At 73.5% G+C, this 14,201-nt stretch carries 10 protein-coding genes; 6 read left to right on the top strand and 4 right to left on the bottom strand.

Translation table 11 applies throughout. The features are described from left to right. Positions 1-68: 68 nt before the first annotated feature. Positions 69-1,121: a hypothetical protein gene (locus ACFY3N_RS05605; RefSeq protein ID WP_390815340.1), complete on the top strand. Its 1,053-nt coding sequence runs from the start codon at positions 69-71 to the stop codon at positions 1,119-1,121. 78 nt (positions 1,122-1,199) lie between these two features. Here the strand turns inward: ACFY3N_RS05605 and ACFY3N_RS05600 are convergent, their stop codons facing one another. Both ACFY3N_RS05600 and ACFY3N_RS05595 read right to left on the bottom strand, forming a co-directional pair. After that, a complete protein-coding gene (locus ACFY3N_RS05600) occupies positions 1,200-2,960 on the bottom strand; it encodes a TIGR03767 family metallophosphoesterase (protein WP_390815339.1) in 1,761 nt (586 codons plus the stop codon). Between the two features lie 247 nt (positions 2,961-3,207). Further along, positions 3,208-3,660, bottom strand: coding sequence for an NUDIX hydrolase (locus tag ACFY3N_RS05595; protein ID WP_390815338.1), 453 nt, complete (start codon positions 3,658-3,660; stop codon positions 3,208-3,210). A 252-nt stretch (positions 3,661-3,912) separates the two neighbouring features. Here ACFY3N_RS05595 and ACFY3N_RS05590 point away from each other — a divergent pair, with 252 nt between their 5' ends. Then, positions 3,913-7,209: a S8 family serine peptidase gene (locus ACFY3N_RS05590; RefSeq protein ID WP_390815337.1), complete on the top strand. Its 3,297-nt coding sequence runs from the start codon at positions 3,913-3,915 to the stop codon at positions 7,207-7,209. Positions 7,210-7,267: 58 nt separating this feature from the next. Here ACFY3N_RS05590 and ACFY3N_RS05585 read toward each other — a convergent pair whose 3' ends face one another. Both ACFY3N_RS05585 and ACFY3N_RS05580 read right to left on the bottom strand, forming a co-directional pair. Then, entirely contained in the window at positions 7,268-8,203 is a 936-nt protein-coding gene (locus tag ACFY3N_RS05585; protein WP_390815336.1) for a hypothetical protein, read from the bottom strand. A 1-nt stretch (position 8,204) separates the two neighbouring features. Continuing rightward, positions 8,205-8,744, bottom strand: a complete 540-nt coding sequence (locus ACFY3N_RS05580; RefSeq protein ID WP_390815335.1) for an RNA polymerase sigma factor — start codon at positions 8,742-8,744, stop codon at positions 8,205-8,207. 334 nt (positions 8,745-9,078) lie between these two features. On the opposite strand from ACFY3N_RS05580, the gene ACFY3N_RS05575 reads away from it, so the two are divergent. The 4 genes from ACFY3N_RS05575 to ACFY3N_RS05560 all read left to right on the top strand — a co-directional run bounded on the left by ACFY3N_RS05575 (position 9,079) and on the right by ACFY3N_RS05560 (position 14,189). Next, positions 9,079-10,095, top strand: coding sequence for an aspartate-semialdehyde dehydrogenase (locus tag ACFY3N_RS05575; protein WP_390815334.1), 1,017 nt, complete (start codon positions 9,079-9,081; stop codon positions 10,093-10,095). A 507-nt stretch (positions 10,096-10,602) separates the two neighbouring features. Next, the gene (gene pepN / locus ACFY3N_RS05570; protein ID WP_390815333.1) at positions 10,603-13,191 is read left to right on the top strand and encodes an aminopeptidase N; all 2,589 of its coding nucleotides are present in this window, start codon (positions 10,603-10,605) and stop codon (positions 13,189-13,191) included. Positions 13,192-13,332: 141 nt separating this feature from the next. Continuing rightward, on the top strand, positions 13,333-13,821 hold the full coding sequence (locus tag ACFY3N_RS05565; RefSeq protein WP_390815332.1) for a TetR/AcrR family transcriptional regulator: 489 nt from the start codon (positions 13,333-13,335) through the stop codon (positions 13,819-13,821). Positions 13,822-13,823: 2 nt separating this feature from the next. After that, on the top strand, positions 13,824-14,189 hold the full coding sequence (locus ACFY3N_RS05560) for a hypothetical protein (protein ID WP_390815331.1): 366 nt from the start codon (positions 13,824-13,826) through the stop codon (positions 14,187-14,189). Positions 14,190-14,201 lie beyond the last annotated feature (12 nt).

Genomic DNA, 14,201 nt, shown 5'->3' with positions numbered 1-14,201 from the left:
TGTCCTCGTTTGTCGACGGACGTGTAACAGGGGTTCGGAGCCGGGCCGGAGGCGGGAAATTGCCGGACATGAACCACAACACCCCGCTCTCCCCCCGCCCCCTGCACCACCTCGCCGCCGGTGCCGGGCGCCGGGTGCTGACCCACGCGCAGCTGCGCGCCCACGGCGTCCCGGCCGCGAAGGCCGGCGAGCAGTGCCGCCCCGGCGGACCCTGGCAGCAGCTGCTCCCGGGCGTCGTCCTGCTCCACCCCGGCCCGCCGACCAGCGAGGAGCGGCTGCACGCGGTGCTGATGTACGCGGCACGGGAGCGGACCGGGGGCGTCCCCGTCCAGCCCGGCACGGAGGGTCCACCCGCGTCCCCCTACGGGGAGGCGATGATCACCGGGTTGGCCGCGCTGACCCTGCACGGCTTCCCGTCCGCTCCCCCGCTGCCGTCCCTGGAGGCCTTCGACGTCCTGGTCCCGCGGCTGCGCCGGCTGCGCTCGACGGGCTGCGCCCGTATCGTCCGCACCGCCGACCTGCCCGTCCCGGAGCAGGTCACGGGCCTGCCGGTGGCCCCGGTCCCGCGCGCGCTGGCCGACGCCGTGGCGGGCCTCCAGGAGGCGGACACGGTGCGCCGGCTGCTCACGGAGGCGGTACGCGGCGGCTTCTGCGACCCGGCGGCGGTGGTGCGCGAGCTGACCGCCGCGAAGCTGCTGAACCGCCCGCACGTGGTGGACGCGGTGGACTCGCTGCTGGCCGAGGGACGGACGCTGGCGGAGGCCCGGCTGTACCGGATGGTGCGCGACCACGGCCTGCCCGACCCGTGCTGGAACGTCGACCTGCGGCTGCCGGGCGGCCCCCACCTCGGCGGCCTGGACGCGTACTGGCCGGAGCACGCGGTGGCGGTGGAACTGGACACCCGCGCGCCGCGCCCGGGCCGGCGGCCCGACGACGAGGCCGAGTGGTCGCGGTACGCCCGCAAGCGCGAGCACCTGGAGCGCCTCGGCATCACGGTCGTCCACCTCACCCCGCGGGGGCTCCGGGACGCGATGGAGCAGCAGGCGGCGGTGGTCCGTACGGCGCTGGTGGCCTCGGCCGACCGTGACCCGTCGGCGTACGTCGTGGTGCTGCCGCGGTAAGGGGGCCGGGGCGGCGCCGCCGGGACGGGAGGGGAGGGGAGGGGCCGCCGGGCGGCCCCTCCCCGCGCGTGCGCCGGATCAGCGTTTCCTGAGCACCAGCTCGGTGTTGCGGTCCTCCGGGTCGCCGGCCAGGTCCGTGCGGGCGCCGGGGGCGTTGAAGGAGAGTTCGCGGTAGAGGGCGGCCAGGCCGGTCTGGGAGAGGTCGGTGAAGTCCGTGCGGTGCGGGGCCGCCGACTCGACGAGGGTGGTGAAGAGCGAGAGCGTGCCGTCCTTGTTGTCCACCAGCTCGATGACGCGGGCCAGTTGGGGGAAGTCGACGTGGGAGGCGGTGGAGATCTCCCAGAAGGCGCCGCCGGACCCGGTGTGCGGGGTGATCGCGTTGCGGTGGATGTGCCCGTTGACCCACGCGACCACGTTCCGGTGCCGGCCGAGGAGCGCGACGAGCTCCTCCCCGGTGTGGCGCCGTTCGTCGGGGCGGGCCGGGTCGCGGTGGGTGTTGTTCATCGACGTGCTCGTGTGGTGGCTGAACACGATCGTGTGGGAGTCCCGGTTCTCCTTCAGCGTCCGCTCCAGCCAGCGCAGCTGGGCCGTGCCGAGGGAGCCGTTGTAGTGGCCGCCCGGGTCGGTGGTGTCGAGGCTGACGCCGAGGACGTCGTCGGCGATGCGGAAGGCGTAGTACTGGGTGCCCGCGTCGAGGTTCTCGGCGGAGTAGCCGTGGCCCACCGGGCCGGCACCGCGGTACGCCGGGTCCAGGTGCGCCCGGAGGTACTCGGCGGGGGTGAAGGGGGCGCGTTTCCCGTCGGGGGTGACGGGGCGCATGGAGCGGGCGTGGGCCGCCAGGAAGTCGCCGTACCGCACGCCCCTGGGGTCCGTGGCCTTCTTGATGGTCTGCTGGAGCCGGTGCGCCTCGGTGGCCGGCAGGTCCATCAGCTTCCGCCCGCCGACGGCGAGTTCGGTGAGGCGGGAGTCGCCGTGGGAGGCGTAGCAGCCGAGCGGCATCGAGTCGTGGTTGCCGACGGTGGAGTACCAGGGCAGGTTGAGGCCGGGGCTGTTCACCTCGCGGACGGCCGCCGCGAGGAAGCCGTCCAGGTGCGGGAAGCCGAGCCGCTTGTCGGCGTCGCGGAGCGTGGTGTCGGGGTGCCAGTAGTGCTCCAGGCCGCTGTTCTGGACGCCCTCGTAGTGGCGCGGGTCCCCCGTGTTCGGGGTGACGCGGCCGCCGCTCATCACCGTCAGGAACCACTCCAGCTCCGAGCGGCAGTTGTTGTCCGTGTTGTCGCCGGTGGTCATCGCGAAGTGCAGCGGCGATCCGGTGACGGGGGCGCCGCGCAGCGCGTTGACCCGCTCCACGAGGGCGACCGCGCCCTGGACGGTCAGGGCCTCCTGGGGCCGCCAGGCGTGGACGTCCGCCGAGCGCAGGTACTCCAGGCGCAGCGGATGCTGGGTGTCGATGATGTGCAGGTCGGTGAGGTGCACGAACGCGGCGAGCGCGGTCCGGCGGCCGTCCCGCCCGGACCGCGGCCCGGCCAGCTCGCCGCGCACCGTCCGGCCCCAGCCCGGCCCTTCGGCGAGCCGCCGGTAGTGCGGGCCGCGGCGCGGGGCCGCCGCGGCGGCGACGGTGGTGCCGCGGGTGTACGGGGCGAGCGGGGCGGCCGGCGCCCGGCGGGAGGAGGCGAGCACGGCCTCCTCCGCGCCCGGACCGGGGCCCGCCGCGGCGGCCCGGCCCTCGCCGGGCCACAGCGCGTAGCCGGCGCCGGCGGAGAGGGCCACCGCTCCGGTGGCGGCGAGGAGGGAACGACGGTGGGGTCCAGTGGAGCCGGCGGCTGAGCGTATGCGCGACATGGCGCTTGTCTCCCCGGGTGCGAACGCGTCGGCAGTGGTCGCGGGGCGCCCGCCGGGCGAACGTCCCGCTCGTACTGGATGCTTGGCACCGGGGATGGCCTGTGCGTGAACGAGACGGCAACGCGCGACGCCGATCGCCGTACGTCGGCCGCGGACCGCTCCCGCACCGCCGCGGGCGTCGACGACCGCTCCCGCGCCGGCCGGGGAGCGGTCACTCCGCGTTCATCTCACGGGGCAGCGGCCGGCTTCAGAGCGTCTCCACCCGTCCGGCCGCCGGGCGTTCCCGCCACAGCCGCAGCCCGATGTCGACCATGCGGACGCGGACCAGGTCCGGGACGGCGTCCAGGGGCTGCCAGGCGGCGAGGTCGGTGGAACCGCCGATCTCGTCGCGGAGTTCGCCGCCGGTGATCCGGCCCTCGTAGACCAGCCGTACGCCGTGGTGGTCGACGGAGCGTCCGAAGCGGGCGGGGAAGGTACGGCGGGTGGAGTGCACGCCGAGCAGTCCGGTGACCTCGATGCGGTAGCCGGTCTCCTCCTCGACCTCCCGCCGCACGGTGTCGTAGGGGTCCTCGCCGTGCTCCATGCCCCCGCCCGGCAGCACCCACTCGGGGACACCGCCCGGGCCCGGCGACCGGGCGAGCAGGAACTGTCCGTCGCGCACCACCACGGCGTAGGCCGCCACCCTCAGATTCCTTCGCATCCGGGGACGTTAACCCGGCGTCCGGTACCACGGGTCGCGCAGGGGCGACTTGTCGCCTTCCGACCCTCATCCACCCATAAGGACATCGGGGGTTTTCCCCATACATCTGTTTCGGCTCGGTCAACTCTCCCCAAACGCGTGCCTCTTGCGTAAGGCTCAGCGATCATCCGGAATCGCATTCCGGACCGTCGCGGCCAGGGTCGATCGGCTCCGGTCGCTCCACGATCGTTCCTTTACTTACAAGGGATGCCGATGACCCACTCCCCCCAGCGCGAACCCATACCGGGTGCGAGACGCGCGGCCCGTATCGCCGTGGCCGCCGGGCTCGTCGCCGCGCTCTCCGCGGCCGGGCCGATCCCCCTGGCCATGGCCGCCGACGCGCCGCCCGCCGCCCCCGCCGACGCGGACGTCAAGTCCGCGCACGACAAGCTCGGCGCGGACGACGCGGACCTGCTCGCCGAGGCCAAGGCCGACGGCGCCAAGAACGTCACGATGATGATCGCCACCGCTCCCGGGAAGACCGAGCAGGTCGCCGGGCAGCTGGACGCGGTCAAGGGCGGTTCGGTCGGCCGGACCCACGACGAGCTCGGCTACGTCCGCGCCACCGTCCCCACCGGCAAGGCGGACGCGGCGATCGCCGCCACCGTCAAGCTCTCCTCCGTGCACGGCGTCGACCTGCGCGAGGAGATCCCGCTGGACGACCCGACGCCCAGCGCGGACACCGCCGGGAAGGCCGGGAGCACGGGCACCGCCACGTACCCGGCGCCGGGGAAGCGGACGCCCGCGAAGAACCCGTACAACCCGTCCTTCGAGACCGGTGCCGTCGACTTCGTCGAGGACCACCCGACGGCGGACGGCCGCGGGGTCACCATCGGCATCCTCGACTCGGGAGTCGACCTCGGCCACCCGGCGCTGCAGAGGACCACCACCGGCGAGCGCAAGATCGTCGACTGGGTGACGGCGACCGACCCGCTCGTCGACGGCGACGAGACCTGGCGACCGATGATCGATTCCGTCTCCGGGCCGTCCTTCTCCTACGGAGACAGGACCTGGCGGGCCCCGGCGGGTTCCTACCGGATCAGCACGTTCCTGGAGTCGTACACCACCGGCGGCGACGCGGCCGGTGACGCCAACCGCGACGGCGACACCACCGACTCCTGGGGCGTCCTCTACGACGCGGCGGCCGGCACGGTCCGCGTCGACCTGAACAACAACCAGGACTTCGGCGACGACACCCCGATGAAGCCGTACAAGGACGGTTTCCAGATCGGGTACTTCGGCACCGACGACCCGTCCACCGACGTCGCCGAGCGCCAGCCGTTCGTCGTGGAGATCCGCAAGGACGTCGTCTACAACGCGGCCGGCGCCAAGACCGACTTCGTCAACATCGGTGTCATCGAGTCCGAACACGGCACCCACGTCGCCGGCATCACCGCCGCCAACGGCCTGTTCGGCGGGCGGATGGACGGCGCCGCCCCCGGCGCGAAGATCGTCTCCTCGCGTGCCTGCACCTGGTCCGGCGGCTGCACCAACGTCGCGCTCACCGAGGGCATGATCGACCTCGTCACCAACCGCGGTGTCGACATCGTCAACATGTCCATCGGCGGCCTGCCCGCGCTCAACGACGGCAACAACGCCCGCGCCGAGCTGTACACCCGCCTGATCGACACCTACGGCGTCCAGCTGGTGATCTCCGCGGGCAACTCCGGCCCCGGCGCCAACACCATCGGCGACCCGTCGCTCGCCGACAAGGTCATCTCGGTCGGCGCGTCCGCCTCCAAGGAGACCTGGGCGGCCAACTACGGCTCCGTGGTGGAGAAGAAGTACGCCATGATGCCGTTCTCCTCGCGCGGTCCGCGTGAGGACGGCGGCTTCACCCCGACGCTGGTCGCGCCCGGCGCGGCGATCAACACCATCCAGACCTGGCTGCCGGGCGCCCCGGTCGCCGAGGCGGGCTACGGCCTCCCGGCCGGCTACGGCATGCTCCAGGGCACCTCGATGGCCTCCCCGCAGGCCGCCGGTGCCTCCGCGCTGCTGCTGTCCGCCGCGAAGCAGAAGCGCATCGAGCTCACGCCCGCGAAGCTGCGCACCGCCCTCACCTCCACCGCCGAGCACATCAGCGGTGTGCAGGCCTACGAGGAGGGCGCCGGCCTCATCGACGTCGAGGACGCCTGGGACGCCATCCGCGACGGCGCCACCGCGCACACCTACACGGTGAAGGCGCCGGTCGACACGGCGATCGACCAGTTCCTGGAGACCCCGGGCTCCGGCACCGGTCTCTACGACCGCGAGGGCGGCCTGAAGGCCGGGCAGAAGAAGACGTACGACATCACGATCACCCGTACGTCCGGCCCGGACCGCGCGGTCCGGCACGAGCTCGACATCGAGAACAACGCCGGCCGCACCTTCCGCGTCCTCGGCGACGACGACATCGCGCTGCCGCTGAACGAGCCGGTGACCGTGAAGGTCCAGGCGGCGCCCGGCTCGGCCGGCATCAAGAGCGCGATCCTGGAGGTCGACGACCCGCGCACCGAGGGCGTCGACCAGCAGATCCTCAGCACCGTGGTCGTCTCCGCGCCGCTGGCGCACACCTTCTCCGCGTCCGGCACGGCCCAGCGCAACAGCGCCACCTCCTACTTCGTCACCGTGCCCGAGGGCGCGAAGACGCTGGAGATCGCGATGAGCGGGCTGAAGGAGAAGAGCCAGACCCGGTTCATCGCCATCCACCCGTACGGCGTGCCGGCCGACCCGACGTCGACGGTCAACTGCTACCCGAACTACACCAACCCGGCCAACACCTGCCGCCCCGACGTGCGTTCGTACGCGAACCCGCAGCCGGGCGTCTGGGAGATCGAGGTCGAGTCGCGCCGCACCTCGCCGCTGCTCGACAACCCGTACCAGCTGGACGTCGCCGTCCTCGGCGCGGTCTTCGCCCCGGAGACCGTGACCGTGCCCGAGGCGAAGGTGGGCACGCCGGCCGCCGCCTCGTGGACGGTGACCAACGAGTTCGCCGCGCTGGACGGCAAGCTGGTGGGCGGCCCGCTCGGCTCCTCGAAGACGGACCGGCCGGCCATCGGGACCGGTGACACGCGGACGACCACGGTCGAGGTGCCCGAGGGCGCCACCTCGCTCGACGTGGCCATCGGCAACGTCTCGGACGCCGCCGCCGACCTGGACCTGACGGTCTACGACGAGGACGGCAACCAGGTCGGCCAGTCCGCCGACGGCGACTCGGAGGAGTCGGTCTCCCTCGCCTCCCCGGCGGCCGGCACGTACACCGTGGAGGTCGTGGGCTACTCGGTCCCGGCCGGTTCCACGGACTACGACTACCGGGACGTGTTCTTCTCCGCCTCGCTCGGGTCCGTCGGCGTCGACGGCTCCGCGTCGGTGAAGCTCGGCACGGGCGACTCGGCCACCGTCTCCGGCGACGTCACCGTCGCGGCGGCGGCCCCCGAGGGACGCGCGTTCTTCGGGCGCGTCCAGCTCGTCAACGCGCGCGGCACGGTCGCGGGCGTCGGCAGCGTGGCGATCGGGAAGGTCGTCCCGTAGGCACCGGCGGTACCCGAGGGGCGGGCGTCCGTTACGGGCGCCCGCCCCTTCGTCGTGCTCAGCCGCAGGCGAGGGTGCGCGACTCGGGGAGCGAGGCGGTGATCCGGGCCCGCTCGGGGGCGATGTCCGCCTCTCCGACGATCACCGTGTCCGGGTGGACGCCGTCGGGGGGCATGCCGACCAGCACGTGGTCGCCCTCGCGCAGCGGGGGGTCGCCGGCGGGGTCCCGGAGGAAGGCGACCTCGCCCTCGCCCTTGTAGTAGCGGCTCGCCCCCAGCGTGACGCGTTCCGTCCCGTCCTCCGGCACCGGGTCCACCGCCAGCACCGTGCCCTCGGCGACGAGGCGGGCGCAGGCGAGGTAGCGGGGGCTGCCGAAGGCGGCCCCGCCCGCCTCCTTGGAGTCCGCCTGCGCGGCGGCGCTCCCCCCGGCCGAGTCGGACACTCCGCCCGGCTGCGTCACGAGCCATCCCGTGCCGACGACGACGGTGGCGGCGGCCGCGGCGGCGAGGGCGCCCAGAGCGACCTTCAGGGGACGGCGGCGGGCGCGGTGCGGGCCACGGGAGGGCAGCGCCCTCAGCCGGGCGGGGGCGGCCGGCGGGTGGCCGGTCCCGGTCCCGGGGAGCGCGCCGCCCGGGGAGCGCGCCCCCGTGGTCCGCCCGGGCCCGTCGCCGGACTCCGGCCGTTCCCCGGACCGGGCGGCCCCGCCTCGCCCCGCCGGGGCGCCGTCCTCCGCGCCGGCGGGGACGCCCTCACCGGCCGGGGCCGCGAGCGCGTCCCCGATCACCACCAGCTGCTCCCGCAGGACGGCCAGGTCGGCGACGGCGGCACCACGCGCGGCCAGGAACTCCGGGTCCTGCCGGGCGGGCCCGGGCAGGGGCTCGTCGAGGATGGCGGCCATCAGGGCGTCCATGCCGTCGTACTCGGTACCGTCGTACTCCGTGCTCCCGGGGTTCCCGGCGTTTTCGGGGTCCCGGTGCTCGTCGTGGGCGGGCATGTCACACCACCTCGTCCTCGTGCAGGCGGGCGCGCAGGGCGCGTACCGCCGTGTGCAGCCTGCTCTTGACCGTGCCCTCCGGGACGCCGAGCTGCTCGGCGATGGACCGCACCGGCAGGTCGGCGTAGAAGCGCAGCACCACCACCTGGCGCTGCGCGTCGGGCAGCTCCTCCAGGCCCCGGGCGACGGCGAGGGAGAGCAGGCTGGTCTCCTCGCCGGACGGGGCCTGTGCCGGACGGAGCGACGCGAGTCGCTCGCCGAGCCGTTCCTGGCGGCGCTTGGCCCGGTGCCAGTCCATGGCGAGGTTGGAGGCGACGACCGCCGCCCACGCCGAGACGTCCCGCGGCGCCTCCCGCCCGCTCGCGGCGCGTTCCAGCAGCCGCAGGCGGACCTGCTGCACCCCGTCCGGCAGGTCCGCCTGCGGTACCCCGCCCAGGGCGAGCACCGCCCGCACCCGGCGTTCCTGCGCCGCGTCCAGCGGGTCGTCGTCCGTCACGACGTACGACGCCCCCCGGCCGCGCCGGATCCTTCCGCGCAGCACCGGCCACCCCCCTCACGCTGTTTCCCCTACGACGCCGCTCCCGCCCGGAACGTTCGGCGGGGTCCTCCGGATCCGGCCGAGGCGTACGTCACACCTCCGTGTGGCCGGGACCCGACCGGGCAGGGGACCTTGCGGTCCAGGGCCCCCGGAGGCTGAATTTCTGCAGCTCAGGGGCGTGACGGCCGAAGGTCCGCAACCGGTGGTCGCCGCCGGGTCGTCCCACTCCGCGGGCAGGGTCCGCAAAGAATTGGACAGGCGGGCCGTGGTCGGCCGCATGATGGAAGAGCCTCGGCCAGGCATTCAGGAACAAACCAGGACACAGTAGGGAGTCGCCGTGAGGGTCGGAATCGTCGGAGCCACCGGTCAGGTGGGCACGGTCATGCGCAGGATCCTCAAGGAGCGGAACTTCCCGGTCACGGAGCTGCGCCTGTTCGCCTCGGCCCGGTCGGCGGGCACGGAGCTGGACGGCGTGACGGTGGAGGACGCGTCGGCCGCCGACTACACCGGCCTGGACATCGTGCTGTTCTCCGCGGGCGGCGCGACCTCGAAGGCGCTGGCCGAGAAGGTCGCCGCGCAGGGTGCGGTCGTGATCGACAACTCCTCCGCCTGGCGCAAGGACCCCGAGGTCCCCCTCGTCGTCTCCGAGGTGAACCCGCACGCGATCGCGGACCGCCCCAAGGGCATCATCGCCAACCCGAACTGCACCACGATGGCCGCGATGCCGGTGCTGCGTCCGCTGCACGCGGAGGCGGGCCTCGAGGCGCTGGTCGTCGCCACGTACCAGGCGGTGTCGGGCTCCGGCCTCGCGGGCGTAGCGGAGCTGCACGGCCAGGCGCAGAAGGTGATCGACGAGGCCGACCGGCTGACCCACGACGGCGCGGCGGTCGACTTCCCCGAGCCCGGCGTCTACAAGCGCCCCATCGCCTTCAACGTGCTGCCCTTCGCCGGCAACCTCGTCGACGACGGTCTGAACGAGACCGACGAGGAGCAGAAGCTGCGCAACGAGTCCCGCAAGATCCTGGAGATCCCCGGGCTCAAGGTCTCCGGCACGTGCGTGCGCGTCCCGGTGTTCTCCGGGCACTCCCTCCAGATCAACGCCCGCTTCGCCCGCCCGATCAGCGCCGAGCGCGCGACCGAGCTGCTGGCGGACGCCCCCGGTGTCGTCCTCACCGACATCCCCACCCCGCTCCAGGCCGCCGGCCAGGACCCGTCGTACGTCGGCCGGATCCGCCCCGACGAGACGGTGGAGAACGGCCTCGCGCTGTTCGTCTCCAACGACAACCTCCGCAAGGGCGCGGCGCTGAACGCCGTGCAGATCGCGGAGCTGGTGGCGGCGGAGCTCAAGGGCTGAGCCGGCCGGCAGCGGACGCGGGGGGGGGGGGGGGGCCCCCCCCGGGGGGGGCCCCCCGCCCCCCGCCCCCCCCCCGCGCCCCCCCCCCCCGCGCCGCGTCCACCGTGCCGGGCCGCCGCCTCGGCACCCGGCCGGTGCCCCTCCCCGCCTGCGGCGGCAGCGTCCCGACGCGGTGCCCGGGCCGGGAGGGGCCGAGCGACCGGGCCCGCCCGCACCGGGCCCCGGAGCCGCGCTCCGGGGCCCGGTCCCCCGCGTGCGGCAGGTCCGGGAACGTCCGTACGTGAACCGCGCCGGACGTCACCGGCACCACCGCGGGCACGCCGCGGCCCGCGCGGTCCCCCGCGTGCGGCGGGTCCGGGAACACCACGGCCACCCGCTCCGCCCTCTCTCCGGACCCCGAGGCCCGGACCGACACAGGGGTATCCCCATGATCCGGCTCGGTCATCGCCTCATCCCGATGTCGCGTGGAAGGATGGCGCAACCCACACATATCGAGGAGATGACCGCGTGCCTGGCACAAACCTGACTCGCGAAGAGGCGCGGCAGCGGGCGAAGCTGCTGACCGTTGACTCGTACGAGATCGATCTCGACCTCTCCGGCGCGCAGGAGGGCGGCACCTACCGGTCCGTGACCACGGTGCGCTTCGACGTCGCCGAGGACGGCGGCGGCGCGGAGTCCTTCATCGACCTGGTGGCCCCCACCGTGCACGAGGTGACCCTCAACGGGGACTCCCTCGACCCCGCCGAGGTCTTCGCCGACTCCCGCATCGCCCTGCCCGGCCTGCTGAGGGGCCGCAACATCCTCCGGGTGAGCGCCGACTGCGCGTACACCAACACCGGTGAGGGCCTGCACCGGTTCGTCGACCCGGTCGACGACCAGGCGTACCTCTACACCCAGTTCGAGGTGCCGGACGCCCGCCGCGTCTTCGCGAGCTTCGAGCAGCCGGACCTGAAGGCGACCTTCCAGTTCACCGTGAAGGCGCCGGAGGGGTGGACCGTCATCTCCAACTCGCCCACGCCCGAACCGCGGGAGAACGTCTGGACGTTCGAGCCGACCCCGCGCATCTCGTCGTACATCACGGCGCTGATCGTCGGCCCGTACCACTCCGTGCACAGCGTCTACGAGAAGGACGGCCAGTCCGTCCCGCTCGGCATCTACTGCCGTCCGTCGCTGGCCGAGTACCTCGACTCGGACGCGATCTTCGAGGTCACCCGGCAGGGCTTCGACTGGTTCCAGGAGAAGTTCGACTACGCCTACCCGTTCGAGAAGTACGACCAGCTCTTCGTGCCGGAGTTCAACGCGGGCGCGATGGAGAACGCGGGCGCGGTGACCATCCGCGACCAGTACGTCTTCCGGTCGAAGGTGACGGACGCGGCGTACGAGGTGCGCGCGGAGACCATCCTGCACGAGCTGGCCCACATGTGGTTCGGCGACCTGGTCACCATGGAGTGGTGGAACGACCTGTGGCTGAACGAGTCGTTCGCCACGTACACGTCCATCGCCTGCCAGGCGGCGGCGCCCGGCTCGAAGTGGCCGCACTCGTGGACGACCTTCGCCAACTCCATGAAGACCTGGGCCTACCGCCAGGACCAGCTGCCGTCCACGCACCCGATCATGGCGGACATCCGCGACCTGGACGACGTACTCGTCAACTTCGACGGCATCACGTACGCCAAGGGCGCGTCCGTGCTGAAGCAGCTCGTCGCGTACGTCGGTGAGGACGAGTTCTTCCGGGGCGTGCAGGCGTACTTCAAGCGCCACGCGTACGGCAACACCCGGCTGTCCGACCTGCTGGGCGCGCTGGAGGAGACCTCCGGGCGCGATCTGAAGGCGTGGTCGAAGCAGTGGCTGGAGACGGCCGGCATCAACGTGCTGCGCCCGGAGATCGAGACGGACGCCGAGGGTGTCGTCACCTCCTTCGCCGTCCGTCAGGAGGCCCCGGCGCTCCCGGCGGGCGCGAAGGGCGAGCCGACGCTGCGCCCGCACCGCATCGCGATCGGCGCCTATGACCTCGACGCGGACGGCAGGCTGGTGCGCGGCGAGCGCGTCGAACTGGACGTGGACGGTGAGCTGACGGCCGTGCCGCAGCTGGTCGGCAAGCGCCGCCCGGCGGTCGTCCTGCTGAACGACGACGACCTCTCCTACGCCAAGGTCCGCCTGGACGAGCAGTCGCTCGCCGTCGTCACCGAGCACCTCGGCGACTTCGCGGAGTCCCTCCCCCGCGCCCTGTGCTGGGCCTCCGCCTGGGACATGACCCGGGACGCGGAACTCGCCGCCCGCGACTACCTGTCCCTGGTGCTGTCGGGCATCGGCAAGGAGTCCGACATCGGCGTCGTGCAGTCGCTGCACCGCCAGGTGAAGCTGGCGATCGACCTGTACGCCGACCCCGGCGCCCGCGAGACCCTGCTGGCCCGCTGGACCGACGCCACGCTGGCCCACCTGCGGTCCGCCGAGCCGGCCGGTGACCACCAGCTGGCGTGGGCGCGGGCGTTCGCGGCGACGGCCCGCACGCCGGAGCAGCTGGACCTGCTGGAGGGCCTGCTGGCCGGTACGCAGACCGTCGAGGGGCTGGCCGTGGACACGGAGCTGCGCTGGTCGTTCGTGCAGCGGCTGGCGGCGGTGGGCCGGTTCGACGAGGCGGAGATCGCGGACGAGTACGAGCGGGACAGGACGGCGGCCGGGGAGCGGCACGCCGCGACCGCCCGCGCGGCCCGCCCGACCCCGGAGGCCAAGGCGGAGGCGTGGGCCTCGGTCGTCGAGTCCGACAAGCTGCCGAACGCCGTCCAGGAGGCGGTCATCGCCGGCTTCGTCCAGACCGACCAGCGCGAGCTGCTGGCGCCGTACACGGACCGGTACTTCGAGGTGCTGGCGGACGTCTGGGCGTCCCGTTCGCACGAGATCGCCCAGCAGATCGCGGTCGGCCTCTACCCGACCGTCCAGGTCTCCGGCGAGACCCTCGACAAGACGGACGCCTGGCTGACCTCCGCCGAACCGGGCGCGGCCCTGCGCCGCCTGGTCTCGGAGTCCCGGGCGGGAGTGGAGCGCGCGCTGCGCGCCCAGGCGGCGGACGCGGCGGCGGGTACGGCCGCGCGGTAGCCCCCGGTACGCAGAAGGGCGCCCGGCGGTGTCACCGCCGGGCGCCCTCGGCGTTCCCCGGGGGTGTCCGGGCGCCTCCCCGAGCCGTAAAAGAACGGTCGTTCTTGACCGATCGTTCTTGTATCGCGTACCGTCATGGCCATGGGACGACCACGCACCTTCGACACCGACCGGGCGATCGGCGCCGCGGCCGCCCTCTTCGCCACCCACGGCTACGAGGGCACCTCCGTGGACGACCTGGTCACCGCCACCGGCGTCCACCGGGGCAGTCTCTACAAGGTGTTCGGGTCGAAGCGGAGCCTGCACCTGACCGCGCTCCGCAACCACCTCGACCACGAGATCCGTCCGGCCACCGCCGTCATCGCCGCCCTCACCGACCCCGAGCAGGCACTGACGACGGCCATCGCCTCGTACGACAACGGGCCGGCCGCCGGGCTGCTCCTGCTCGCAGCCGCCGAGCGCGCACCCCTCGATCCGGAGGTCGCCGCGCTGGTCGCGGAGGGCATCACCGCGCTGGAGGACGCCCTGCGCCCCTCCCACGGCGACGCCGCCCCCCGGCTCGCCTCCACCGTCCTCGGCGCCCGCCTGCGGCTGCGCGCCTTGCCGCCGACCGCCCCCAAGGAGCACTGACCATGGCCCTGATCTCCGTCGACCGCGAACGCGGCATGCTGACCGTCGAGTTCCAGGGCCTCGACAAGCTCTGGACGCTCAAGAGCCGCCTGGAGATCCCCCTCGCGCATGTCCGCGGCGCCACCCACGACCCCGGGATGGCGCGCGAGCCGAAGGGCATACGGGTCGCCGGCACGCACGTCCCGGGCGTCATCACCGCCGGCCGCTTCCGGCGTGACGGGGAGCGCCTCTTCTGGGACGTGAAGAACCCGGACAAGGCGGTCGTCATCGAGCTCGCCGACGCCGAGACCTACGACCGCCTCGTCGTCGAGGTCGACGACCCCCGCGCCACCGTCGCCCTCATCGAGGGCTCCGTCGACCGCGGTTGAGGCACCGCCCCG

Origin of the sequence: Streptomyces sp. NPDC000348 (assembly GCF_042898795.1) — a bacterium.
Lineage (GTDB): Bacteria > Actinomycetota > Actinomycetes > Streptomycetales > Streptomycetaceae > Streptomyces.
This window is presented reverse-complemented; position numbering and strand designations above follow the sequence as displayed.

Bases quoted from the DNA above. Each gene is read 5' to 3' on its own strand.
- ACFY3N_RS05565 (WP_390815332.1), top strand. From the start codon at position 13,333: ATGGGACGACCACGCACCTTCGACACCGACCGGGCGATCGGCGCCGCG.
- ACFY3N_RS05605 (WP_390815340.1), top strand. From the start codon at position 69: ATGAACCACAACACCCCGCTCTCCCCCCGCCCCCTGCACCACCTCGCC.
- ACFY3N_RS05585 (WP_390815336.1), bottom strand. From the start codon at position 8,203: ATGCCCGCCCACGACGAGCACCGGGACCCCGAAAACGCCGGGAACCCC.
- ACFY3N_RS05560 (WP_390815331.1), top strand. From the start codon at position 13,824: ATGGCCCTGATCTCCGTCGACCGCGAACGCGGCATGCTGACCGTCGAG.
- ACFY3N_RS05600 (WP_390815339.1), bottom strand. From the start codon at position 2,960: ATGTCGCGCATACGCTCAGCCGCCGGCTCCACTGGACCCCACCGTCGT.
- ACFY3N_RS05590 (WP_390815337.1), top strand. From the start codon at position 3,913: ATGACCCACTCCCCCCAGCGCGAACCCATACCGGGTGCGAGACGCGCG.
- ACFY3N_RS05595 (WP_390815338.1), bottom strand. From the start codon at position 3,660: ATGCGAAGGAATCTGAGGGTGGCGGCCTACGCCGTGGTGGTGCGCGAC.